General features: G+C 43.6%; 20 protein-coding genes and 1 tRNA gene. 14 read left to right on the forward strand and 7 right to left on the reverse strand.

Going from position 1 to position 23257, the window contains the following annotated elements; all coding sequences use genetic code 11:
• Positions 1 to 43 precede the first annotated feature (43 nt).
• The 7 genes from AVL57_RS00315 to glpG all read left to right on the forward strand — a co-directional run bounded on the left by AVL57_RS00315 (position 44) and on the right by glpG (position 7728).
• The gene (locus AVL57_RS00315) at positions 44 to 511 is read left to right on the forward strand and encodes a type 2 periplasmic-binding domain-containing protein (RefSeq protein ID WP_231517572.1); all 468 of its coding nucleotides are present in this window, start codon (positions 44 to 46) and stop codon (positions 509 to 511) included.
• Positions 508 to 1701 carry a hypothetical protein gene (locus AVL57_RS00320; RefSeq protein WP_057794947.1) on the forward strand — a complete coding sequence of 398 codons (1194 nt, stop codon included), beginning with the start codon at positions 508 to 510 and terminating at the stop codon, positions 1699 to 1701. The genes AVL57_RS00315 and AVL57_RS00320 overlap by 4 nt, the downstream gene beginning before the upstream one ends.
• A gap of 8 nt (positions 1702 to 1709) precedes the next feature.
• A complete protein-coding gene (locus AVL57_RS00325; RefSeq protein WP_057794945.1) occupies positions 1710 to 4163 on the forward strand; it encodes a bifunctional diguanylate cyclase/phosphodiesterase in 2454 nt (817 codons plus the stop codon).
• 154 nt (positions 4164 to 4317) lie between these two features.
• The gene (gene kbl, locus AVL57_RS00330; protein ID WP_057794943.1) at positions 4318 to 5514 is read left to right on the forward strand and encodes a glycine C-acetyltransferase; all 1197 of its coding nucleotides are present in this window, start codon (positions 4318 to 4320) and stop codon (positions 5512 to 5514) included.
• Entirely contained in the window at positions 5511 to 6536 is a 1026-nt protein-coding gene (tdh, locus tag AVL57_RS00335) for an L-threonine 3-dehydrogenase (RefSeq protein WP_013786138.1), read from the forward strand. The genes kbl and tdh overlap by 4 nt, the downstream gene beginning before the upstream one ends.
• Positions 6536 to 6853 carry a thiosulfate sulfurtransferase GlpE gene (gene glpE, locus AVL57_RS00340; protein WP_057794941.1) on the forward strand — a complete coding sequence of 106 codons (318 nt, stop codon included), beginning with the start codon at positions 6536 to 6538 and terminating at the stop codon, positions 6851 to 6853. The genes tdh and glpE overlap by 1 nt, the downstream gene beginning before the upstream one ends.
• Complete coding sequence (glpG, locus tag AVL57_RS00345; RefSeq protein ID WP_013786136.1) at positions 6850 to 7728, forward strand: rhomboid family intramembrane serine protease GlpG; 879 nt, start codon at positions 6850 to 6852, stop codon at positions 7726 to 7728. Before glpE ends, glpG begins: the two co-directional genes overlap by 4 nt.
• A 41-nt stretch (positions 7729 to 7769) precedes the next feature.
• Here glpG and AVL57_RS00350 read toward each other — a convergent pair whose 3' ends face one another.
• On the reverse strand, positions 7770 to 8183 hold the full coding sequence (locus AVL57_RS00350) for a flagellar basal body-associated protein FliL (protein WP_057794938.1): 414 nt from the start codon (positions 8181 to 8183) through the stop codon (positions 7770 to 7772).
• A 198-nt stretch (positions 8184 to 8381) separates the two neighbouring features.
• On the opposite strand from AVL57_RS00350, the gene AVL57_RS00355 reads away from it, so the two are divergent.
• A complete protein-coding gene (locus AVL57_RS00355) occupies positions 8382 to 8951 on the forward strand; it encodes a chorismate--pyruvate lyase family protein (protein WP_057794936.1) in 570 nt (189 codons plus the stop codon).
• Positions 8952 to 8973: 22 nt separating this feature from the next.
• On the forward strand, positions 8974 to 9831 hold the full coding sequence (gene ubiA, locus AVL57_RS00360; RefSeq protein WP_057796480.1) for a 4-hydroxybenzoate octaprenyltransferase: 858 nt from the start codon (positions 8974 to 8976) through the stop codon (positions 9829 to 9831).
• Between the two features lie 109 nt (positions 9832 to 9940).
• On the opposite strand, the gene ubiK is transcribed toward ubiA, so the two are convergent.
• Entirely contained in the window at positions 9941 to 10204 is a 264-nt protein-coding gene (gene ubiK / locus AVL57_RS00365; RefSeq protein ID WP_057794934.1) for a ubiquinone biosynthesis accessory factor UbiK, read from the reverse strand.
• A gap of 172 nt (positions 10205 to 10376) precedes the next feature.
• On the opposite strand from ubiK, the gene rep reads away from it, so the two are divergent.
• Positions 10377 to 12392 (forward strand): DNA helicase Rep, encoded by a 2016-nt coding sequence (gene rep, locus AVL57_RS00370; RefSeq protein ID WP_057794932.1) that lies wholly within the window; start codon positions 10377 to 10379, stop codon positions 12390 to 12392.
• A gap of 119 nt (positions 12393 to 12511) precedes the next feature.
• Here the strand turns inward: rep and AVL57_RS00375 are convergent, their stop codons facing one another.
• Both AVL57_RS00375 and AVL57_RS00380 read right to left on the reverse strand, forming a co-directional pair.
• Positions 12512 to 15112, reverse strand: a complete 2601-nt coding sequence (locus AVL57_RS00375) for a sensor domain-containing phosphodiesterase (RefSeq protein ID WP_057794930.1) — start codon at positions 15110 to 15112, stop codon at positions 12512 to 12514.
• A gap of 107 nt (positions 15113 to 15219) precedes the next feature.
• Positions 15220 to 15627 carry a c-type cytochrome gene (locus AVL57_RS00380; RefSeq protein ID WP_013786129.1) on the reverse strand — a complete coding sequence of 136 codons (408 nt, stop codon included), beginning with the start codon at positions 15625 to 15627 and terminating at the stop codon, positions 15220 to 15222.
• Between the two features lie 277 nt (positions 15628 to 15904).
• Between AVL57_RS00380 and AVL57_RS00385 the strand changes: the two genes are divergently transcribed.
• Positions 15905 to 15981 (forward strand) — tRNA-Arg (locus AVL57_RS00385).
• A gap of 140 nt (positions 15982 to 16121) precedes the next feature.
• Complete coding sequence (locus tag AVL57_RS21365) at positions 16122 to 17597, forward strand: SEC-C metal-binding domain-containing protein (RefSeq protein WP_057794928.1); 1476 nt, start codon at positions 16122 to 16124, stop codon at positions 17595 to 17597.
• 93 nt (positions 17598 to 17690) lie between these two features.
• Here the strand turns inward: AVL57_RS21365 and AVL57_RS00395 are convergent, their stop codons facing one another.
• Positions 17691 to 18371, reverse strand: coding sequence for a replication endonuclease (locus AVL57_RS00395; RefSeq protein WP_082605003.1), 681 nt, complete (start codon positions 18369 to 18371; stop codon positions 17691 to 17693).
• A gap of 159 nt (positions 18372 to 18530) precedes the next feature.
• On the opposite strand from AVL57_RS00395, the gene nhaC reads away from it, so the two are divergent.
• On the forward strand, positions 18531 to 19916 hold the full coding sequence (nhaC, locus tag AVL57_RS00400; protein ID WP_057794926.1) for a Na+/H+ antiporter NhaC: 1386 nt from the start codon (positions 18531 to 18533) through the stop codon (positions 19914 to 19916).
• A 150-nt stretch (positions 19917 to 20066) separates the two neighbouring features.
• Here the strand turns inward: nhaC and AVL57_RS00405 are convergent, their stop codons facing one another.
• Positions 20067 to 20315, reverse strand: coding sequence for a DUF2960 family protein (locus AVL57_RS00405; RefSeq protein WP_057794924.1), 249 nt, complete (start codon positions 20313 to 20315; stop codon positions 20067 to 20069).
• 275 nt (positions 20316 to 20590) lie between these two features.
• Here AVL57_RS00405 and AVL57_RS00410 point away from each other — a divergent pair, with 275 nt between their 5' ends.
• Entirely contained in the window at positions 20591 to 21217 is a 627-nt protein-coding gene (locus tag AVL57_RS00410) for a hypothetical protein (RefSeq protein ID WP_057794921.1), read from the forward strand.
• Between the two features lie 395 nt (positions 21218 to 21612).
• Here AVL57_RS00410 and AVL57_RS00415 read toward each other — a convergent pair whose 3' ends face one another.
• Positions 21613 to 23256 carry a response regulator receiver domain gene (locus tag AVL57_RS00415; protein ID WP_057794919.1) on the reverse strand — a complete coding sequence of 548 codons (1644 nt, stop codon included), beginning with the start codon at positions 23254 to 23256 and terminating at the stop codon, positions 21613 to 21615.
• Between the last annotated feature and the right edge of the window lies 1 nt (position 23257).

The following is a 23257-nucleotide window of genomic DNA, read 5'->3' on the forward strand; positions in this document are numbered from 1 at the left end:
CGCGCCAATTTTTCTAAGATATGGAGAGCGCCCTTTGGTGATTATGCTCGCATTGATTAAACGAATACGAGCTTTAACTAGCAATTCAGAGTACTCAGCACTGATGCTCAGCATGCTATTTTTAGCTTGTAGTCCCGTTGCTCTTGCACAACAGGCCGTTGTTGTCGCAAATGAGTCGGTGGATAACACATCCCTTACTCAATCAGAATTACGCCAAATATTTACAGGCCACAAACAATACTGGAGCAACGGAGAAAAAATCCATGTTGTTGTTCTTGAGGATGTTCACATTCTGCATAAAACCTTTTGTCGTGAAAATATACAAATGTTTCCCTATCAACTCTCTCGGCTTTGGGATCAACTTACTTATTCTGGTCAAGGAGTTACACCTACACGGGTGTCATCGCAAGAAGCCCTTCTCAACATGGTTGAGAATACGGTTGGCGCTATTGGATATGCTGATATCAGCAAAGTAAAAGATGTACAAGTTATCGAGGTGCGTGAACAATGAATAAGCAAGTGTTCGTATGGTTTCTACGCGCTGTTTTACTTACAGCTCCTAGTTCAATGGTCATGGCACAAGAAGAGCCCAAGTTTTCATGGCATGGCTACATAGCTCAAGGACTAACGCAGTCTATTGATAGCGATTTTATTACCGAAGATAATAATATTACTGGTGAGTTGTCTGAAGTCGGTATTAACGGCCATTATCGTTTGAATAGCAATTTATCAGTAGCGGGGCAGGTGGTTTATCTTGACGCAGGAAATAGGTTTGAAAAGGGTACAAGGTTAGATTATCTGTTTGTCGATTGGACTATCCCCGATGTGGCAGGGTGGCAAGCGCAAGTGCACATTGGCCGCTTTAAAAATACGCACTGGTTATATTCAGTCACTCGCGATGTCCCTCAAACTAGAGATACTACAGTTTTGCCTCAATCAATATACTTCGATGGTTTTCGCGATATTGCGTTAGGGAGTGATGGGCTGCAGGCAAAATTTAAGAAATACTCAACAGACAATATTTGGGAAGTAAATTGGAGTTACGGGCGTTCTCCGCTAAATGACGCCCAAAGAGACTTTTTCCTAGGTGACGATGCTCAGGGGAAAATAGAACAAGACTTTGTACATCAAGCCAGCGCATTTTGGCAACCTGCCACAATGGCGTGGAGAGTAGGCCTAAGTTGGCTTGAGTCCGATTTTGGATACACCGCAGCGCAGGAAGACAATCGGTTAGACGGCGGTGCGAATATCCGCAGGTTCATGTTCTCCATGCAATACTTTAGTGAAAAATGGCAATTTAGCAGCGAGCTAGTTAGAGAATTACAAGAATATAATGGTCTCTTCGCCCCTGATTATGTGGATAGGATCACCGGAGAAGGCGGGTTTGTTCAATTTAGATACTTATTCAACAACCGCTTTAGCGGCCTTATTGGTTACGACACCTATGTGAATAACAGCAACGATCCAAATGGCGAAGACCTTGAAATAAGTACTGGTGGCCTTGTTCCTTCTTATTTTGGTTATATGGATACAGTTACCGTTGGGGCAAGATGGGATATCTCACCAGGGTGGCGTTTACAGGCAGAGCATCACTGGGTTGATGGAGCCGCAAGAGTGGTAAGCTTGCTTGACCCTAGCATACGGGATCATTCACAGGAGCACTGGCGTATGTGGTCTGTACAACTTATGTATTGGTTCTAGGTTCAATCATGAAAGTGGAGATGTCGTTTACCACTAAAACCATCATTATGCTGATGGCGATGGTGCTTACCGTCACTGTGGTTATCTCTATGGTGCTCATTCGTGAGTCTGATTCAAGCTTGGTTTTTCAGCAGGAAGAAGAGCAACTAAAAAACCAACGTCGACTACAGCTTTTCGAAGATATTCTGCATAACCGTATGGTGTTGTGGGTAGACATGTTTAGCCACATAGAAATGTCGGAGCATCAGGATTTAGGCTACTTTTATGAAAATCTTCAGCGAAATCAGGAATACCTGATGCTGAACTTTCATGTGGAACAGCTGTATCTGTTTGACCGAAACGGCGTAGTGGGAGAGCAATCCACCCCCATTAGCGATTTTGTTCTAAAATTAGTGCGCAGTACGCAGCAGTCTCTTAGCAGCAGAGCCTTAATTCGCTGCGAGGACGTGTGCACTCATTATTTATCTGTGCCCATCATGACCGACGACGAGGTAGTACCTGTCGTTATTCTATCTGCTTCAATGCGTGAGCTTTTGTCATTGTTTAATCGCTCTACCGATGCCCATAAGGTCGTCATGGTTCAGCACAAGCAAAATGACAATAATAAACCCGCGTTAACCCTATCTAGCCAGCTTTCACAATCTAATCAAGACTATTTAACCGAGCTGATTGCCGCTTTTCCCAAAGAGTGGAGTGCAGAAAAGCTTGTGGTTAAAGGGCTTCGAGTGTCATTTCAGGGAAAAGAGTTATCGGTCAGCCTGTTACCCTTTGCCCATAGTATGACCGAGCAACCTTACCTCATGGTAGTGCAAGATATCTCTGCACTGGTAAATCAAAAAGAGCAATACGAATTACTGGTTATAGTAAGTGCGATTGTGCTGTTTATTCTGTTTTCATTACTTCTAAGGCTCTTTCTAAATCAATACCGTATAAGACTATTGGGCATCAGTGAGCGTTTACCCATGCTTGCCGACCACAAATTTGCAGAATACCGTAAACTGGTTGAGAAAAAGCATCACGCTTCGCTTTGGCGATTAAACGACGAACTTGATGTGGTAGAAGATGCTGCGAATGCCCTGGCAAAACAACTGGAAGACTTCGATGGCCAAATGGCGGTGAATACTGCCAAACTTGAAAAAATGGCCATGTTCGATGTGCTTACCGGCCTGCCGAACCGGAATATGCTGACCTTTCAAATTGAAAACCAACTTGCCCACTCAGCGCGAGACGATAGGTTGGTTGCACTGATGTTCATGGACTTAGACGACTTTAAAAAAGTTAACGACAGCTATGGTCATGACGTGGGAGATAAGCTTTTAAAAGCCGCGGCTATGCGGATATCGCGGCCTATTAGAGAAACTGATATTGCTTCACGATTTGGTGGTGATGAGTTCGTTGTATTGTTATCTAGCATCGAAAACAAAGAACAAGTGGAACACGTTGCGAAGAAAATCATTGAAGAGTTTGACCAGCCGATTGAAGCGGGTGGCATGCAATTTTACGTCTCTATTAGTATAGGTGTGGCCGTGAGCCGCCATGCCAGAGCTACGCCAGTGGAATTGTTACGGCATGCTGATATTGCTATGTATGAGGCAAAATCGAAAAAAGGGGCGGGCTTTAGAGTTTACGATGCCACCATGAACTTGAAGGTAATGAAAAAGGTTGAACTTGAAGCCGAAGCGCGGGTGGCGCTAAGAGAAAGTCAGTTCAGTTTGGCCTTGCAGCCTCAAATCGACTTGCGAACCAATGAATTAATAGGCTTCGAAGCACTACTTCGCTGGTATCACCCTGTTAAGGGGACCATATCACCGGCAGAGTTTATTCCTTCACTTGAAAACACCTCTTTCATGCTAGAGCTAGATTATTGGGTAATAGCCAAGGCCACTTACCTTATTAGAGAACTGAACGCGAATGGTTACCCTAATGTGAAGTTAGCGATTAACCTGTCTGCTGGGCAGTTTCTTGACCCCAGTCTTCCTGATTTTTTGCAGCAGCAAATTATTCGCAATGATATTTCACCATCCCAAGTGTGTTTGGAATTAACAGAAACCGTATTGGTCACCGACATTGAACGTGCAACCTCTATTATGCGTACTATTAGAGACATGGGGTGTACTTTGGCCATTGATGACTTTGGTACGGGCTACTCGTCACTCAGTTACTTAAAATCACTGCCCGCTGACTTTATAAAAATCGACCGTTCTTTTGTAGCCAATATCGTCGAGAATGCCGACGATAGAAACATCGTGCATTCAACCATTGCCATGGTGCGAAAAATGGGGTTAATTGTGGTAGCTGAAGGCATTGAAACAGCAGAGCAGTTTGAAATGCTATGTCACTTTGATTGTCAGATGGGGCAGGGGTATTTAATTAGTCGACCCATTCCAGAGCCAGACATTTGGACCACCCTAAGCAAGAACGTACACATGGGCATATGGGACAGTACGCGGTCTAACGAATAGGGCAGCCTAGCCAGTTAGATTTTTAGCCACAGCTAACAAGTGTGCTAAAAAGTTTACAGCTACAAGTTTTAATACTGTTAAAACGCCCCCTTCCTTGTGTAACCTTTATATCGCTTTCTTTAAAATACATTTTTTATTAATTTCGGAGTCTGACATGTCAGCGGCATTTATCTCTCACCTGCAAGCGCAAATTGAGGCCACTAAAGAAGATGGTCTGTATAAAAAAGAGCGCGTTATTACTTCACAGCAACAAGCAGATATAGACGTGGCCAATGGCGAGCATGTCATCAACTTCTGTGCGAACAACTATTTAGGTTTGGCTAACCACCCTGATCTTATCGCTGCGGCTAAAAATGGCCTTGAAACCCACGGGTTTGGCATGGCGTCTGTGCGTTTCATTTGTGGTACGCAAGACATACACAAACAGCTAGAAACCGAAATTAGTGGCTTCCTAGGTACCGAAGACACTATTTTATACCCTTCATGCTTCGATGCGAACGGCGGGTTATTTGAAACCTTGCTTGGCCCAGAAGACGCCATTATTTCTGATGCGTTAAACCATGCGAGCATTATTGACGGCGTGCGTTTGTGTAAAGCTAAGCGCTACCGTTATGCCAATAACGACATGGACTCACTGGAAGATCAACTTAAGCAAGCCATTGCCGACGGCGCACGATTTAAAGTGATTGCTACCGATGGCGTGTTCTCGATGGACGGTGTTATAGCCAACCTTGCAGGTATTTGCGACCTTGCTGAAAAGTACGATGCACTGGTGATGGTAGATGATTGTCACGCTACAGGCTTTTTAGGCGAAAACGGCAAAGGTAGTCATGAATACTGCGACGTAATGGGCCGAGTGGATATTCTCACTGGTACTTTAGGCAAAGCTATGGGCGGCGCATCAGGCGGTTATACGTCAGGCAAAAAAGAAGTGGTTGAGTGGTTACGTCAACGCTCTCGCCCGTACTTATTCTCAAACTCTGTTGCTCCACCTATAGTTTCGGCTTCACTTAAAGTATTTGAAATGATGAAAGATGGCGCAGCATTGCGTGAACAACTATGGCGCAATTCAGCCCACTTTCGTTCTCGTATGGAAGATGCTGGCTTTACCCTTGCAGGTAAAGATCACGCTATTATTCCTGTGATGCTAGGCGATGCGCGTGTTGCTAGCGAGATGGCAGACAAGCTACTTGAAAAAGGTATTTACGTGATTGGTTTCTCATACCCTGTAGTACCTAAAGGGCAAGCTAGAATACGCACCCAAATGTCAGCTGGGCATTCTATTGAACACGTAGACAAAGCCATTGATGCGTTTATTGAAGTAGGCCGTGAAATGGGAGTTATTGCATGAAGTCGTTAGTTAAAGCAAAAGCTGAAAAAGGCATTTGGCTTCAAGATACCCAAGAGCCTGAAGTTGGCCATAACGATTTATTAATCAAAATTCGTAAAACCGCCATTTGCGGCACCGACATGCACATTTACAACTGGGATGAATGGTCGCAGCAAACCATACCTGTACCTATGGTAGTAGGTCACGAGTACGTAGGTGAAGTGGTTGGCATGGGCCAAGAAGTACGTGGGTTTGCTATTGGTGACAGAGTATCTGGTGAAGGCCATATTACATGCGGACATTGCAGAAACTGCCGTGCAGGCCGTCGCCATTTATGCCGCAACACTGAAGGCGTTGGCGTAAATCGCTCTGGCGCCTTCGCAGAGTATTTGGTTATTCCTGCGTTTAACGCATTTAAAATTCCCGATAATATTAGTGATGAACTGGCATCTATTTTCGACCCATTTGGTAATGCTGTGCACACCGCCCTTAGCTTCGACTTAGTGGGTGAAGATGTATTAATTACCGGTGCTGGTCCTATTGGTATTATGGCAGCTGCAGTGGCGCGTCACGTTGGTGCGCGCCATGTGGTTATCACCGACATCAACCCGTATCGCTTAGAGCTTGCTAGGAAGATGGGCGCAACTCGCGCCGTTGATGTTAGCAAGGAAGACTTGCAAGACGTGATGAACGAGCTTGGGATGAGTGAAGGCTTTGATGTTGGCCTTGAAATGTCGGGCGTACCGGTAGCCTTTCGCGACATGCTAAAGAAAATGAATCACGGCGGAAAGGTGGCAATGCTAGGTATTCCACCACAAGATGTATCGGTTGATTGGAACCAAGTTATTTTTAAAGGGTTAGTGATCAAAGGTATCTACGGTCGTGAAATGTTCGAAACCTGGTACAAAATGGCAAGTTTGCTGCAAAGTGGCTTAGATTTGTCGCCAATCATCACACATACCTTTTCGGTTGATGACTTTCAGAAAGGTTTTGATACCATGGGTTCAGGACAATCAGGCAAAGTTATACTGGACTGGCAATAATGACAGCATTTTCACACATTAGTGTACAAGACGTAGCAAACTTCAGTGGCGATGTAGCCATTGTAGATATTCGTGACCCGCAATCTTTTGCTAATGGTCACATGCCAGAAGCGAAGCCGTTGAATAACGATAACTTCGCGGCCTTTGTAGAACAAACGCCAAAAGAAACCCCTGTGGTAGTAGTGTGCTATCACGGCGTAAGCAGTCAGCAAGCCGCACAGGTTATTGCCGAGCAAGGTTTTAACACCGTTTATAGTATGGACGGTGGTTTCGAAGCATGGCGATTAGGTCAGTCTGTGGTGTCTGAAAATTCGTGAGCCATCCTTTAATTGCTTTTCGTCAGCAAGGCGTGGCGCATTTACTGGCTAACTACTTAGGTAGCCAGAATATCACCGCCACGGTAAAGCCTACTGAAACGGGTGATGAGTTTGTTGTATTATTGGCCGACGACAACGATGCACTTAAAGCCCGCGCCATAACTGAAGAATTTATTCAGCAACCGAACAATCCTAAATATCAGCAAGCTGCTTGGCAGCATGGTGAAAACGTCGATTTAGTGCCCTCACGTCAGTTTGATATGAAAGGGTTCATCAACAATGCATTGTCGGTACCTTTAACCAGTATTGTGTTTGTACTTTGTGTATTGGTGTATGGTTTGTCGTTGCTAGGCTTGTTCAGCCCCATTGCGCAACACCTGCTCATGCAGCCACTTAGCGTGCTTGCTGAAAACCATGAATGGTGGAGGCTATTAGGGCCCGCGTTTATTCACTTCAGCGCACTGCATATTATCTTCAATCTGCTTTGGTGGTGCATGTTAGGCGCCAAAATAGAAAGTACCTTTGGTAAAAGCATGCTGTTTGTGGTGTTTGCACTATCGGCCATTATATCGAACGTGGCTCAAGCCATGTTTACCACGCCAGTTCAAGGTAACTTAATGTTATTCGGTGGGCTTTCAGGTGTGGTATACGCCGTAATGGGCTTTGTGTGGTGGTTGGGTTGGCTGAAGCCACAGTGGGGCTTGTCGCTGCCTAAATCGGTAATCGGTTTTATGTTGGTATGGTTAGTATTAGGCTTTGCCGATGTGCTTTGGGTGAATATGGCTAATGCAGCCCACACGGCAGGGTTAATTACCGGCTGTTTGCTAGCAGGGCTATTAAGCCTTGGGGCCGATAAACGAAAGCAAGGGCAATAGCGCGAGCCTTCGTTCTTGACTAGGTGCTGCTGTAGTAGCGCCTAGCCCTGGTATAAATATTTGGTAAAGATAACGTTTTTAATAACCTCGCCACCGGTTTCTTTTTTCATATGATCTTGAAGCGCTTTTAGAATGGCGCGGCGAATATCTTCTCTGCCCGTTAGCGATTTTACTTTTTCTTCAGGCTGTCTGCCGAAAATATCGATGGCCGTTGCACGTAATAGCGGCATATGGTGTTCTGCAATTTCCAGCTGATCTACGTCATAAATCATTAATTCAACGGTAACGCGTACATAACCAAGCTTTCTAGAAGACTCGCCAATGTAATTGGTAACGATGTCTGGCTCTAACCCAAGATAAGCAAAATTTGCCTTTTCTTGCGCAAATGCAGGCGTGAAAGCACTACTAACTAATAGAGCGGTAGCTATAAAGCGTGAAGCAAGTGACTTTGTCATGATTTGAGCCAAAAATACCAATTAATTTAGATGACAGGCTGTAGTGTAGCAAATCATAGGTTAATGACACTACTGCAAAAGTACTAAGGTACACGTAAAATCAATATGCTAGCTATTAGCAATCAGATAAACCACCATGTCACCAACAAGTGATATGATACTTTTTTTATCGTGTAAAATTATGACAGAGATTTGGTAGTGAGTTTTCCTAGCAGCTTTCCCGTTGGCTTAAATGTAGAGTGGATGCAAGCCGACAGTGCGCCCCGTAACAATCCGTATTTAAAAAATTGGTTACTAGATACGGGCTCCTTAACCGAGCGGGTGCAGTCGCTTTGCCATCAATTTTCGTTAAGCGTGCTAGGGCAAGCTGAAACCGCACTTCATGCCAATGAGCAAAGCCTGCTGTCGAACCAGCTATCACATCAGCTTTCGCAGGCATTTCAGGTACGAGAAGTACTGTTATGTGGTAACACCCTGCCATGGGTTTTTGCCCGTTCCGTTATTCCCCAGCGTTTGGTAGAAGCAGAACTAGCAAATTTAGGCAGTGAACCGCTAGGTAAGCGGTTGTTTAACGATGCTAGGTTCATACGCTCTGAGTTTGAATTGTGCCAATTGCCTGCCACGGCACTAGGCTTTGAGCGCAACCAACAATTATGGGGCCGACGTTCATTATTTACGTTGGGTGAAGACAGCATGATAGTGGCCGAAGTTTTTCTACCCGATGCGCCCGTTTATTATTCAAGGTACGACAATGGCACAGAGCTTTAACCTGACCCAGAATTTGAAGCATATGAAAGAAAATAAAGATGCGTATATTCGCCTGATGCGGCTAGACAAGCCCGTAGGTATTTACCTGCTGCTTTGGCCCACCTTTTGGGCATTGCTTATGGCATCAGAGGGCTTGCCCAGTATAGGCATGGCGCTTATTTTTACCGCCGGCGTGGTAGTGATGCGCTCAGCGGGCTGCGTCATTAACGACTACGCTGATAGAAAAGTAGATGGCAGCGTAAAGCGCACCGCCACGCGGCCATTAGCTACAGGGGAAGTTACCCCTAAACAAGCGTTAAACCTGTTTGGAGGGCTAATTATACTGGCCTTCTTGTTAGTGTTTATGTTGAATTGGCAAACCGTTGCCTTGTCGGTTATTGCGCTATTGCTTGCTGCGAGTTACCCCTTTATGAAACGCTACACCCACTTGCCACAAGTGGTATTGGGCGCTGCCTTTGGGTGGGCAATTCCGATGGCGTTTATGGCGGTGTCTGAAACTGTGCCTGCGTATGGCTGGTGGTTGTTTGTGGCAAATCTATTATGGACGGTAGCTTACGACACCATGTATGCCATGGTAGACAGAGACGACGACCTAGAAATAGGGGTTAAATCTACCGCCATTTTATTTGGTAAGTACGACGTGCCCATCATTATTGGGCTTCAAGCTGCTACATTAACGATTTTGTACTTTATCGGCGGGGCTATTGAAGCGCACTGGCCGTATTACCTATCGCTAATCATTGGGGTAGGGTTGTTTTATCGTCAGTACCAATTTATTAAGCACCGGCAGCGAGAAGGGTGTTTTACCGCTTTTATCGAAAACCACTATGTAGGCTTGGTATTTACGTTAGGTTTAGTGGCGAATTTTTGGATAGGCTAGGTATTTTTGTAGAGGCTAAAGGCTTAGCAAGTAAGCATCCCCTTGCATCACATGCGTTGTCTAAAGCTATTGCGATGTGTAGCAAGGGAGTGTGGAAATTAGCGTTTAGCTACTCAGGTTTAGCTGCTTCTGCCGCTTTCGCTTCTAATTGAACAATGCGAGCTTCCATTGCGTCTAACTTTTCGCGAGTGCGAATAAGCACCTGGCTTTGAATATCGAACTCTTCACGAGTCACTAAATCAAGCTTCGAAAGCTGCGACTGTAAAACCTGTTTAATTTTACCTTCTGCGCCTTCAGCCATGTTACGCACACCCGGTGGTACGGCGTCAGCAATCTGTTTCGCTAAATCTTCGAGTTTTTTCGGATCCAACATGGATTTCCCTTATAATGCGCTTCGTTAGAATAGGCTTCTATTCTATCGGTATCGCCACTTCTTGCAATGAAAAAGCACGTTAAACAAAAACAAGCCTTATCGTAAGGCGCTTTAAAGTAAGCACGGCACACATTACACCTGTTAGCTTTTAGGAACGTAATTTAGGAACGCGATGAAATTAAACGATGCGCAACAATCAGCTGTCACCTTTGTGTCTGGCCCCTGCTTAGTATTAGCGGGCGCCGGCAGTGGTAAAACTCGGGTTATTACCAACAAAATTGCGCACCTTGTCAGAAATTGCGATATGCCAGCACGGTATATTGCAGCGGTAACCTTTACCAACAAAGCCGCCCGAGAAATGAAAGAGCGGGTAGCCGAAACCCTAGGGAAGCCAGAGGCACGTGGTTTGAAGGTATGTACCTTTCACACCATGGGGCTAACCATTATAAAAGCGCATATTAAAGAGCTAGGCTTAAAACCTGGTTTCTCATTGTTCGACGACAAAGACTCGTTGGCACTGTTAACCGATTTAACCGGAGACACGATAGATGGCGACAAAGATCAGCTTTCACTATTACAAAGCTGTATTTCAAACTGGAAGAACGACTTACTGCTGCCCGAAGCGTTACTAAAACAAGCCACCAGTACCGGTGAGCGAGAGTTTGCAGAAGCTTACAAGCGCTATCAAGATAACTTACGGGCCTATAACGCCCTTGATTTCGATGATCTTATTTTATTGCCCACACTGCTATTAAAAACCAGTGAAACCGCACGGGCCAAGTGGCAAAACAAAATTCGTTATTTGCTGGTGGATGAGTACCAAGATACCAACACCAGTCAGTACGAACTAGTAAAGCTATTGGTAGGCGAGCGCTCTCGCTTCACCGTAGTAGGCGACGACGACCAATCTATTTATTCATGGCGCGGTGCCAAGCCACAGAACTTAAACTTGCTACAGCAAGATTTCCCGCGCTTGAACGTTATTAAGCTTCAGCAGAACTACCGCTCTTCAGGGCGAATACTGCATTGCGCAAACATCCTTATTCAGAACAACCCGCACTTGTTCGACAAAACCCTGTTCTCTGAGCTGCAATATGGCGAACCGCTTAGAGTTATAGAAGCGAAAAACGAAGAACATGAAGCTGAACGCGTGGTTGCAGAATTGCTAGCGCACAAGTTTATGAACCGTACTAAGTTTAAAGACTACGCTATTTTGTACCGAGGAAACCATCAAAGCCGCTTGTTCGAGAAGTTACTAATGAGCAACCGCATTCCTTATAAAATTAGTGGCGGTATGTCGTTCTTCGGGCGTACCGAAGTGAAAGACATCATGGCTTACTTGCGCTTGTTGGTGAACCAAGACGACGATAATGCCTTACTACGTGTAATTAATACGCCAAGTCGCGGCATAGGGCGCGTTACACTAGAAAAGCTAGGTAACTTTGCGAACAGCTTAGGCGTGCCCATGTTTGAAGCGGCCACTCACCCAAATTTAAACAGCGTGTTGTCGGATAGAGCATACGATGCCGTATCGGGGTTTGCTCGTTGGATAGTGGAAGTGTCTGACAACGCGACTCGTGGCGAAACTAAAGATGCCCTTCGCGGCATGATCAAGTCGATGGGCTACGAAGAGTGGTTATACGAGCAAAGCGCTAGCCCTAAAGCGGCTGAAATGGGCATGGCGAACGTAAGTACGTTGTTTGGCTGGGTAACCGACATGCTAGAAGGCAACGAGCTTGATAGCCCTATGAACCTTACCGAAGTAGTAAACCGCCTTATCTTGCGCGACATGATGGAGCGAGGCGAAGACGACGGTGATGGCGACCAAGTACAGCTAATGACACTGCACGCTTCTAAAGGACTAGAGTTTCCAATTGTGTTCTTAGTAGGTATGGAAGAAGGTTTGTTACCCCATCAAAGCAGTGTAGATGAAGACAACGTAGAAGAAGAGCGCCGCCTCGCGTATGTAGGCATTACTCGTGCGCAGCGAGAGCTTATTTTCAGCCTAGCCAAAGAACGCCGCCAGTTCGGTGAAGTTATAAACCCTGAACCAAGCCGCTTTCTTTACGAGTTGCCCACAGACGACCTTCAATGGGAAAACCAAAAGCCGAAAGAAAGTGCCGAGGTACGCCAGCAAAAAGGCCAAAGCAGTATTGCTAATTTAAGAGATATGCTGGGTAAGAAATAGTGCTAACAGCGTTGACGGCTATGAACGTAAGGTAATACAGGCCCCTACAACAAACTGCGCTGATAATCTGAATTAAAAGGTGTTAGTAATAACTAGCAGGGGAAGATAGCAACAAACAGCTAGCCTGCTAGCTGTTTCATATCAAGCACGGTTGCGCGAGTAAGCACTTTACCTTGGGCGTAATTACACTCAATGTCGGTAAGCGCATTTAGCTGTGCAGGTGAATCAACCCCTTCGGCAATTACCTTAAATTTAAGGTGTTCAGAAATAAGCATCACCGATTGAATAAGCTTAAGGTTTCGCTGTGAACGCGGTAGCGAGCGCACAAATCTGTGGTCAATTTTGATGAAATCGAACGGGTAGGCGAATAAGTAACTAAGCGACGCTAACCCACTACCAAAGTTATCAAGCACTAAGGTCACCCCAGCACGTTTCAACTTCTTAATAGCGGGCAAAATAAACTGCGAACGACGATTTAAATCGTTTTCATCAAACTCAAATACTAAATCATGAGGCGATATTTTGTATTCGTCTATAAGCGAAATCATTTGATTCACCATAGACGCTTGCAGCAAATGAATAATAGAAACGTTTACCGCAATTCGGCCAGTGTCTTCGCCTGTTGTTTTCGCGTGAGCCAGTAGCTCGCAAGCTTTGCGTAACTGAAACAAATCTAAATCTAATGTTAAGCCACTTTGTTCGGCCACTTGGCGAAACTGCTCTCGGGCTATTTTGCCGAAAGTAGGGTGGCTCCAACGCACGTACATCTCGTTATAAAGCGTTGTGTTGTCTCTTAAATCAATAACAGGCTGCAAGAAGTATTCAAACTCTTCATCGCGCAAGGCACGGCGAAATTCGTTCTCTAGCTCAAGCTCTTCAATTAAGCGGTCGCGCATGCTCTTATCGAACATAACAAATCGGCCTCGGCCCAATGTTTTTGCCTGATACATAGCAGCATCAGCATCACGCAGCACTTCATCGGCACTACGGTAATACGACTCTAAATTAGCAATGCCGATACTGGCACCCGAATACATTTCTCGGCCTTCCAACAAAAAAGGCTCGGAGATTGAGTTGATAATACGCGATGCCACTTCTTGCACATCGGTTAAATCTTCAAAGTTATCGAGTAAAACAACAAACTCATCGCCACCTAAGCGGGCCAGTAAGTCATGCCCACGAATGCATAATGCAATACGTCTAGCCACTTCAACTAAGAACTCATCACCCGCGTGATGGCCTAAGGTATCGTTAATAACTTTGAATCGGTCCAAGTCGATGAACAACACCGCAAAGTAATTTTCGGTGTAACGCTGCTTACTGGCAATGGCTAATTCAAGCCTGCTGGTAAACATTGAACGGTTCGGAAGGTCGGTGAGTGAATCGTGATGTGCATCGTGAATAAGCTTAAGCTCAATTTCCTTACGCTCTTCAATTTGCTGCTTTAAGTATTTGTTGGCTCTATCGAGCTCGGCAGTACGCGCGGCAACCCTAAGCTCAAGCTCACTGTTATGGCGTTGAATTTCTTCAGTACTGCGCTTACGCTCCATGGTTACCGCAATATGGTGTGAAACAAAGCGCAGTAACTCTAGGTCTCTGGCGTTGTATTTGGCATGCTTACCATAGGTTTGTACCGCAATAACCCCAAACACTTCACCATCTACCACTAGGGGTGACCCAAGCCAAGAGTTGGCACTGTTTAGCATGCTTTGGGCAACAGACACATCTATTTCACCCGCTTCGGCAAGTTCCAGTACCCGTGGCGGGTTAATCAGTTCAGCTTGGCCGGTACGCAGTACAAATTCCGTTAAACCTAAGCCCATAGGCCTAGCTTCAACGCCGGTGTCTTCAACATCACTGAAATACGGAAACTCTAGCATTTGCTTCGATTCATCAATAATAGAGATAAAGCAGTTTGGCGCACTAATAAGGCGGGCTAGAATTTCGTGCAGGCTAGAATAGAAGACCGACATGTCGCCTTCTAGGTTGGCCGCTAATTCAGAAATTTCAAATAAGGCTTGTTGTAACGACTCTACTTTTTGGCGCTCAAGAATTTCCTCTTGAAGGTCGTCGTTAATTTTTCTTAGCTGGCGAGTACGTTCACGAATGGTACGTTCGGTTAGTTCACGGTTTTTAACCCTGTCTACCGTGGTAACAATGTGCTGAGAAACAAACAGAAGTACTTCGAGGTCTTCTTGGGTGTAATGCACACCTTCATCGTAGGTTTGAACCACCATAGCGCCAATCACTTGGCTGCCACGTTTAAGTGGAACCCCAAGTAACTCAAAAGGCTGCGAGCCTACTAGTTTAATACCGTGATCTTCAGCAAAAACTTCTTCTTCTTCACGCTTGTAGAATAAGTGCTGACCGGTGCGCAATATAAAACCCGTCATGCCATCCATTAAGGAATTTGCGGGTAACTGCTTTACGGTTTGTTCGTCAAACTCGTCAACGAAATAGGCGAAGTCGACAATTTGGCTGTCTTGTTCGTAGAAGGCAACAAAGAAGTTATCGGCGTTCATGAAATCGGCAATGATTTCATGGATTGCGGTGTAAAGACGGTTTAGATGACTAACAGAACTTGCAAGCTCGGAAATGTCGAATAGCGCTTTCTGAACTCGTTCAGCACGCTTATATTTATTAGTGAGTTGTTGAAGCTGCGGTATAATTTCCCGCAGCTCTTCTTCTGTCAACTCATATTGCGTTGAATCTGATGACATTCCGTTCGCCGGCAAGTAAAAAGAGCTTATTCTTAGATGCAGTTAAATTACCCGATCTACTCGAAAAACGCTACTTTTTCCAACATATTGTTAGTAAATGTCGAAGGTTAGATACCTTCAATCATGTACTCAATTGCGGCTTTAATTTCATCATCTGAGCACGAAGCACAAGTACCACGAGGAGGCATAGCGTTTATACCGTTAAGGGCATTTTGCCATACGCCATCTAGGCCTTTTTCGTCTAAACGAGGCTGCCAATCAGCGGCTACGTGAACTTTAGGTGCGCCAAGCACACCAGAACTATGACACGCTACACAGGCAGAGTTATAAACATCTTCACCCGACTTAGCACCACCACCTGCAGCAGCAGGACCAGCAGCTTCCGCGCCAGCTACGTGTATCTGACCAACCGGTTTAATACGGTTAGCAATATCGTCGTTACTCATTTCTTGTGCTTGCGCCGCAAACACAGTAAGTGCTGTAGCTGCAACAATAAACCAGGTTTTCAATTTCACATCTGTCTCCAGGCAATCATGAACTTTAAATTAAAGTATAACTGGCCAGATTATAACGGTAATTCAAGCCCGAACAACTATTTGCTATCAATTACCTATAAAAAGTAGGGATAAAGTACTTTCAAAACCCATTAAAGTAAGAGAATTACACAAACCAGTTGATGCGAGCCCATGGCCTAAGTATTATTACGCCGCGCTTAAGCAGGAAGTTTAACAACACCACGTTCTTATTCCTTTAGAACAGGTTAAATTTTTATCATATTAAGCCATTATCAATGCACCCGTAGCTCAGCTGGATAGAGCGTCGCCCTCCGGAGGCGAAGGTCACAGGTTCGAATCCTGTCGGGTGCGCCATTTTTAAAGGGCTGTAGTTCCATTCTCTTCTTCGAAAAATTCCCTTTTTGAAATATGTAGCAAATGTGTAGCAGTTAATGTTGTCAATTAAACCCTTTTTTGTGAATCTATGATTTATGAAAGCACATTAAGGATGAACAATGCTTGCGCCAACGATCAAAAGTGAGGGAACAACTCCCACTGAAAAGCTGCTAGTAGAACTCTCGGACAAAAGTTTTTTTGGGTTATGGAGCTATCCAAATGTATTTACCGACGAAGGGAAAACTTCCGGTGTTGGGATTGGCAAAGAGCTTTGCGACTTGCTGGTTGTATTCGATAAGCATGTATTTATATTTTCGGATAAAGATATCAAATTTAACTCTTCTAAAAATCAAGGAGTGGCTTGGAAGAGATGGTTTAAGAAGTCAGTCATAAATTCTGCGAATCAGCTATTTGGGGCTGAGACATGGATAAAGAGGTTCCCAGATAGAATTTTTCTGGACAAAGAATGTCAAAATCCGTTCCCGCTGGACTTGAGTGACAGTGAGCTAAAAATACATCTGATAGCAGTAACCTCGAACATTGAAGAACCGATAAAAAGCCATTTCGGTGGTAGTTCTGGAACATTATTTCTTCTTCCAAGCCTAAACGCACAGGATTGTTTAGAAACTCCTTTTTTCACAGGGGATCTTTATCCAAACAAAACATTTGTGCATGTTCTCGATACTTCTGCTTTAAAGCTGCTTATGAAACAGCTTAATACGATAGTAGACTTTGCAAACTATCTGCTTCAAAAGGAATACTTTTTAAGGACAGAGAATGTCGCAGTAGTTGCAGGTGAGGAGGAGTTACTGGCATTTTATCTTTCGAATCCAGCAGCGGATGATGGGCTGTCAACTCTGGCTCATCCAGCTCCAAAATCCGATAGGGCCTTAGCGATTGATACTGGGGTCTGGGAAGAATATAGGGAATCTGTAGAGTATCAGCACAAGCTAAAATTAAATTCAGATAGCCACTTCTGGGACATGTTGATAAATGACTTTTCGAATTTGATACTGAGTGGAAATGTAGGGCTTGGACAGAGCCAAACTTTTAGCACACATGAAACAGCAATAAGACTGATGGCTGAGGAAAGCAGATTTTCACGGGCTATCTTATCTCAGCATTACCTCGATAAGCTTGCCCGTGTGCCGTCAAATCATAGAAGCTCAGCGATAGTCCAGTCCCTATCTAAAAAAAATAAATGTTTCATATTTCTCTTCTGGCCTAGACATAAGAATGAAGGCTACGAAAAATACCGAGAAGAAAGAGTCTCTGTAGCGGAAGCCTATTCACTTAGTATTAAATATCATTACCCACAAATAGAACAAGTGGTTGTTATTGCTACAGAGCCCAAGCATGCAGAAGGCAGGTCTACTGACATTCTTTGTTGTGAATTTGACAGTGTATTAACCAAGGTGGAAAGAGAGCATGTCAAAGGGTTGATGCATGAGTTTAGTATACTCACAAAACATACTATGCAACAAAAATCATCTTTAAAGTCGCTGCAACATATAGCAGATAAAGGTAAAAAAATTGGTAGAAATGATCCTTGTTATTGTGGTTCTAACAAAAAATACAAAAAATGTTGCCTTTAAACTTTTGTCTGTCTGTCTTTCTTTCTTCGATCGATTGCAATTTGTTAATTAGTATACTTATTTACAGAACTCCAAGTAAAAGCATGTGAGCCGCTATGCGGCTCTAGTTCCACGGTTTTCAATACGCCATTCATGAACTCGGGTAATCACTTCTTTTTCTCCTAGCTTTACGCCTCGCAATGAAATCGAAATAACTTCATCAAAGTAAGTTTGTTTGAGCTCACCCGTATCTGTGTTCACTTTCTCTTTGTATAAAGGACGTATAGGTTGCTCATCCCGCTTACAGAATACACCACCCATTAACGTTACGAATTCAGCCCATGCACCTTTGTCAGCGGCGTCATGTATTTTTGAGAAGCTTTCATTTTCACCTAGTAACTCTTTCAATCTTCTTAGTTCACGCCATACGGTTACTGAGCCTGCCCCTATTTGCTGAAATTGGCGTATGCCCCAACAACTAGCCCAAGCCTCTACACGTTGCGATGCTTCTATTGCATTACCACCGTCAATATCACTGTCTAAGTTCGCACCATTTACGTTCTTACTTACGTATTTTGCTATGTAGCCTATAGCGCTGCCTCTTGAGTAATCAATGTCTTTAAAGTCGCAGCGGTTCTCTATTGCGCCCGCTTCGTCACCATCTTCGCGTAACGCATAATGCTCAATGATTCCTTTGAACTGTTCTGCCTGCTCTTGCTGAACGAATATAAGCATGTGCCAGTGTGGTGTTCCGTCGTGCTGGGGTTCAGCAATGCGAAACTCGTAAACTTTAATTCTCGGAGGCGAAGGTCACAGGTTCGAATCCTGTCGGGTGCGCCATTTCTTCCAAATGTATTAATTTTTCTTAGTCACAAGACTTTTCAAAGTAGTTATACTCCTTCTCACTACTTCATTTTTAAGTGTGACAACTTGTCTTTAACTTCGCCTCACCCAATGCGTAGCCCCAGCTTTGCCCAGTCATTGCTATGTTTCAGCGTTATTGTAGCGTTGATAGCGGGCGGTTTGTTTGGCTTAGGCATTAGCCTGCATGCACTAATTTTCTTGTGTTTGCTTTGGGCTGGTATTAATGCTTTTAGTTTAGGGTACAAATACCTGCAAATCCGTGAGCTAATGACCAGTGCATTAACGCGGGCAATGCCGGCAATATATATTTTTATCCTTATTGGAATGGTGATCGCCAGCTTCATGCAAAGCGGCACTATCTCAACCCTCATTTATTACGGCCTAAGTTGGCTGAACCCTAGTATATTCTTAGCGGTGGGACTAATTCTGTGTGCGGTAATGTCGGTAGCCACAGGTACGTCGTGGGGCACGGTGGGAACTATGGGGGTAATGCTAATGGGCATTGGCGAAGCCATGAATATTCCGTTACCTATCATCGCGGCCATGGTGGTGTGTGGTGCTACGTTTGGCGATAAAATGTCTCCGGTTTCTGATACCACCAATCTCGCGTCGATGAGTGCGGGCACCACTATTTATCGGCATATGTATGCCATGCTGCTAACTACACTGCCTAGCTTTCTTCTAACATTCGTAATTTTCTTAGTTATGGGATTTACCTACGCAAGCCAAAGTTTAAATGTTGAGGAGATATACGAAATCAAAGCAGCGCTTGCCAGCCACTATAACCTTGCGCCTTACATTACTTTGTTACCGCTGGTGTTGCTAACGGTTATGAGCATTAAAAAAGTCCCAGCTGAAGTCGCCATGTCATGCAGCATTCTTCTTGCCGTTATCATCGCTATTTTCTACCAAGACACCAGCACAATTAGCGTACTCAACGCACTTTGGGAAAACACCCCACAAAATACAGGTATAGCAAATTTAGATGCATTACTAGGCCGGGGCGGCATCAGCAGTATGAGTTGGACGCTATTACTCGCGTTAATGGCCATAGCATTGGGCGGAATATTACACGGTACAGGCTTTTTAGCGGCGTTATTGTCGGGCATTATTAAAAGGGTAAAGCGCACCGCAACGTTAATCGCCGTTACCATAGCATCTGGTTTTTTAGGAAACGTGGCAATGGGCGAGGCGTATATCTCTATTATTTTAAATTGCCAATTGTTTAAATCAAAATATCAGCAACAGAAGCTTGATCCTGCCGTGCTGTCTCGGTCAGTGGAAGAAGGCGCCACCATGACCACGGGCCTTATTCCTTGGACAACAGCGGGGGCGTTTTACTCTGCAACCCTAGGGGTTGAGGTTCTCGACTACGCGCCCTATGCATTTTTTAACTATCTAAATGGTGTTGTTGCGATAACCATGGCTGCATTGGGCGTAGGTTTATTGAAAGGAAAAAGGGCACAACACCACTGACGTACCAATAAGCAGCCCGCCTGCTAAACCGGCTAATGGTTCAAACGGGGTTGTTGTCCCGTTTTCCAACGCGTTCTTAACGTTTAACTTTGCACGTACTAATGCCCAAAATCATTTAAGCATTGTTGTGGGTCGCAGGGACGTGAACTATCATTCTTGACCATTTTTTAAGAAGTACAAATCAGAAAATCCCATTTTTACAAATTCGGCATCTCTAAAATTTCTTACGGTTTTTTTATCTTTACTGATTGAGGCAAGTTGCTGTTCAGTTTGCAAAAACTGGGTAAGGTCTATTCCCTCAGCATCGGCCACTGCTTCATGCATATTTTGATAGCGGCTGTATGAAAAATTTATCTCTTTTGCCACACCATTAAACTTATAACGTACTTTATGGGCCATGTTCTACTCAGGTTGGTCGATGTAATTCAAAAACTGTTTAACCGCCATTATAAACTCAATTAGCGGTACGTAATCAAAAAGCTTAACAATAAAACCATCGACGCTTGGTGAACATTAAGCTTAAATTCGGCTCAGCATTTGGCATGTTAGGATGCATTTTTTGTTTTTAAAACGGCACAATTAACTTTTTCTAGAAACTAGTTGTGCTACCGTAATTACCATCAATTGCCCTAAATTCTTAAACATTTAGCAAGTAGCAAGTAGCAAATAGCAGCATGTCAGTAAAGAATTATCAAAAATTCTACGAACCACTAAACGCGGTACGCTCGGCTGACTTTAACCGCTGTATTTACTGTGGCTGCGAAGCGGCACGCCCCGACTTTATCCCACCCATAAAATTTATTCACGACTGGCGAGACGTAAACTCAAGTGCTGATTTTATTTGTGTACCCTCATGCAATGAATGCTGCGACCTACTTAAAAATGAAAACAGCGGCACGCTAGAACCCAGAATTACTGTGTTAAAAAAACTATTGGCAGCAAAATATGAAAAAGCCATTAGAGTGTTTAACCACTGGAGCATGGATGAAATTGAAGAAATGGATACCGCATTTCAAATAAGCCTTAAAGGCGGCATGCATTTAGGCAAAGAAGCCCTTTCACGGCTTCAATTTGCTGGGTTCGACTATGAAGTAAACGGCAGCATAACGCGGGTAGCCAAACCGCAGCGCGAAGTGTTTAAAGTGTTCGATGAAGAATTCGAGAGCTTCAGAGAAGCGTTAGCCTTTGCCAGCGAAACCTACCAAATAAAGAAAAGCCGACTAAGCCAACTTTATTATGAGCATGATGAAAGCTTTGATAGGGCGGTTGAGGTTTTTCATGGGTTGGGGAAAAATCAATAGAGCATATCTGTAGTGACATTTCAGGTTAAGCTTCACGATTAGAGATGTCTATTTGATATTCGCCATTACATTAAATTGAACCACTTTGCGCCCAGCTCTCAGAGTTTCTACTATCTTTGGTAACGACGCAGAGATCTTTCAGTATGTTGATCTTCATATCATCCTCTAATGCGCATCTTAGTATAAATAAAACAAGACAACCGTTGCTCTCGCTATGCTCAACCGGTTGAGTATCTTAAATATCGATGTATACAACTTTTCGAAGGGCCGCCCAAAAAGCCAAGGTCACAGGTTCGAATCCTATCGGCTGCGACACTTAAAAAGCTATTGCAGCAAAGCTTCCCATATCCCGTGGTATGCTATTGAAAATTATTTCCTTGGTACATTGTTCGATACTACTTTTGCTTTTGTCGCAACCATTCAAAAGAATCTAAACCTACTCTAGCAAGCTGTGCAGCCAAACCATTAACAATAGCTTGAGATATTGTAAATTTGAATTCACCGCACCATTCGTATTTTTCATTCGCCTCACTTAAAAATTCTGGAGTTTCGTTAGCGTTGATGACTGAAAGTACGGTCTTCTTCTCATCATTAGCTTGGAAACAGATAGACTTTAATTGTTTAACCGAGGAAACTATTTTTAACTTCAAATGGCCATCCCTTTTTCTCATGACATGAGTAAAATCACCATTACTTAGCCGTGTTTCTATAAAAGTGAAGCTTTGATTGCCGGTCAATCTGACAGTGTCACATACTGGCTGAATACAAAGATAAAACTTGCTATGCCTACATTTTATCAATGTTCCTTGCTTGAGTACTGGTGTATGCTTTTTAAGGCTAACAATGTCACGCCTAGTGCTTTCTAAAGAGCACAAATCAAGTAATGGCTCCGTACTGTAATTATCAAAACTCAATTGTATTAGAGCTTTGTTAAATGTATCGATCGTTGATGTTTCTTTATTTCCTTTTATATCTAAATCATCTTCTAGGACTGTAATTAAGTCTTCTTCTTTTGAAGCAGATATAAGCTTTTCCATCGTCTTGTTGTTAAATTCAACCTTTTTTGAACCCATCTTAATTTTGAAACGATTAGCTTTTTGTTTTGGACTCATGTGTTGAGGCCATGACTTTAATATTTCCTTTGATAAGCTATCTTTTACGATTTGGCTTATTTGTAATTCTGACTTCAACTCTTCTGAAATTAGATCTACAGCATAATCAAATGCAACCTCATTTGCTTGTTCGCGCATATCAGGCGAAGAAATTAAACCTAAAACATGTGATAGGTAAGCAGTGTCAAGCTCCTTGTTGAATTTATGCAACAAATTGTGGGTATTGTCACGAATCGAAGCAATAGAAGATAATGCAGCATTAGATAAAAGGCCTGCTGTTAACTCTGTAAACGAATCAATAAGATACTCACATAACTCAATCTCTTGGGTATCACCTTTATTAACTACTTCAATTTTCCAATGTGTTAAGTTAGATAAACCAAAAGTTAAAGTGCACTTAGATACATTTGGCTGAAGAGAATTAAGTGACTTTTGAAGTGTATCTACAACCGCGCTCGCTTCTTTTGCGGTATAAATGCAAATTAACCGAGTTCTCCCACCTTCTTTAATATCAATCTCAGATATATTAAGGATCGTATTTGTTGCAAATTCGCCATCAGGCGCACCTATATCCATTTGCCAATCTAGTATTGTGATATCAGCGTTCTTAGATGTATTAACAACTGCTTTCAATGAAGATGCGACATCGCCTTCAGGTGCAAAACCACCACATATAATTCCTTTAATCGCAAATTCGTGAGATAAATCTTGATAATATAGCTCATGAGAAAGAGCTGGGGTCACTTCCTGTTTATTGCCACCAGTCTCAAATTCACCCAAATCAGCATCATCAGGCTCTATTAATTTTTCATTGCTCAAATCAGGTCTTGGCTCAAATTTAATATTGTCATCTACTGCTACAACCGATTGTAGAAAGTGCTGTGCAATCTTTTTCGAGTTTTCTTTAAAACTTAACACTGGTGTCATC

The organism is Alteromonas stellipolaris, assembly GCF_001562115.1.
In the GTDB taxonomy this organism is placed as follows: Bacteria; Pseudomonadota; Gammaproteobacteria; order Enterobacterales; family Alteromonadaceae; genus Alteromonas; species Alteromonas stellipolaris.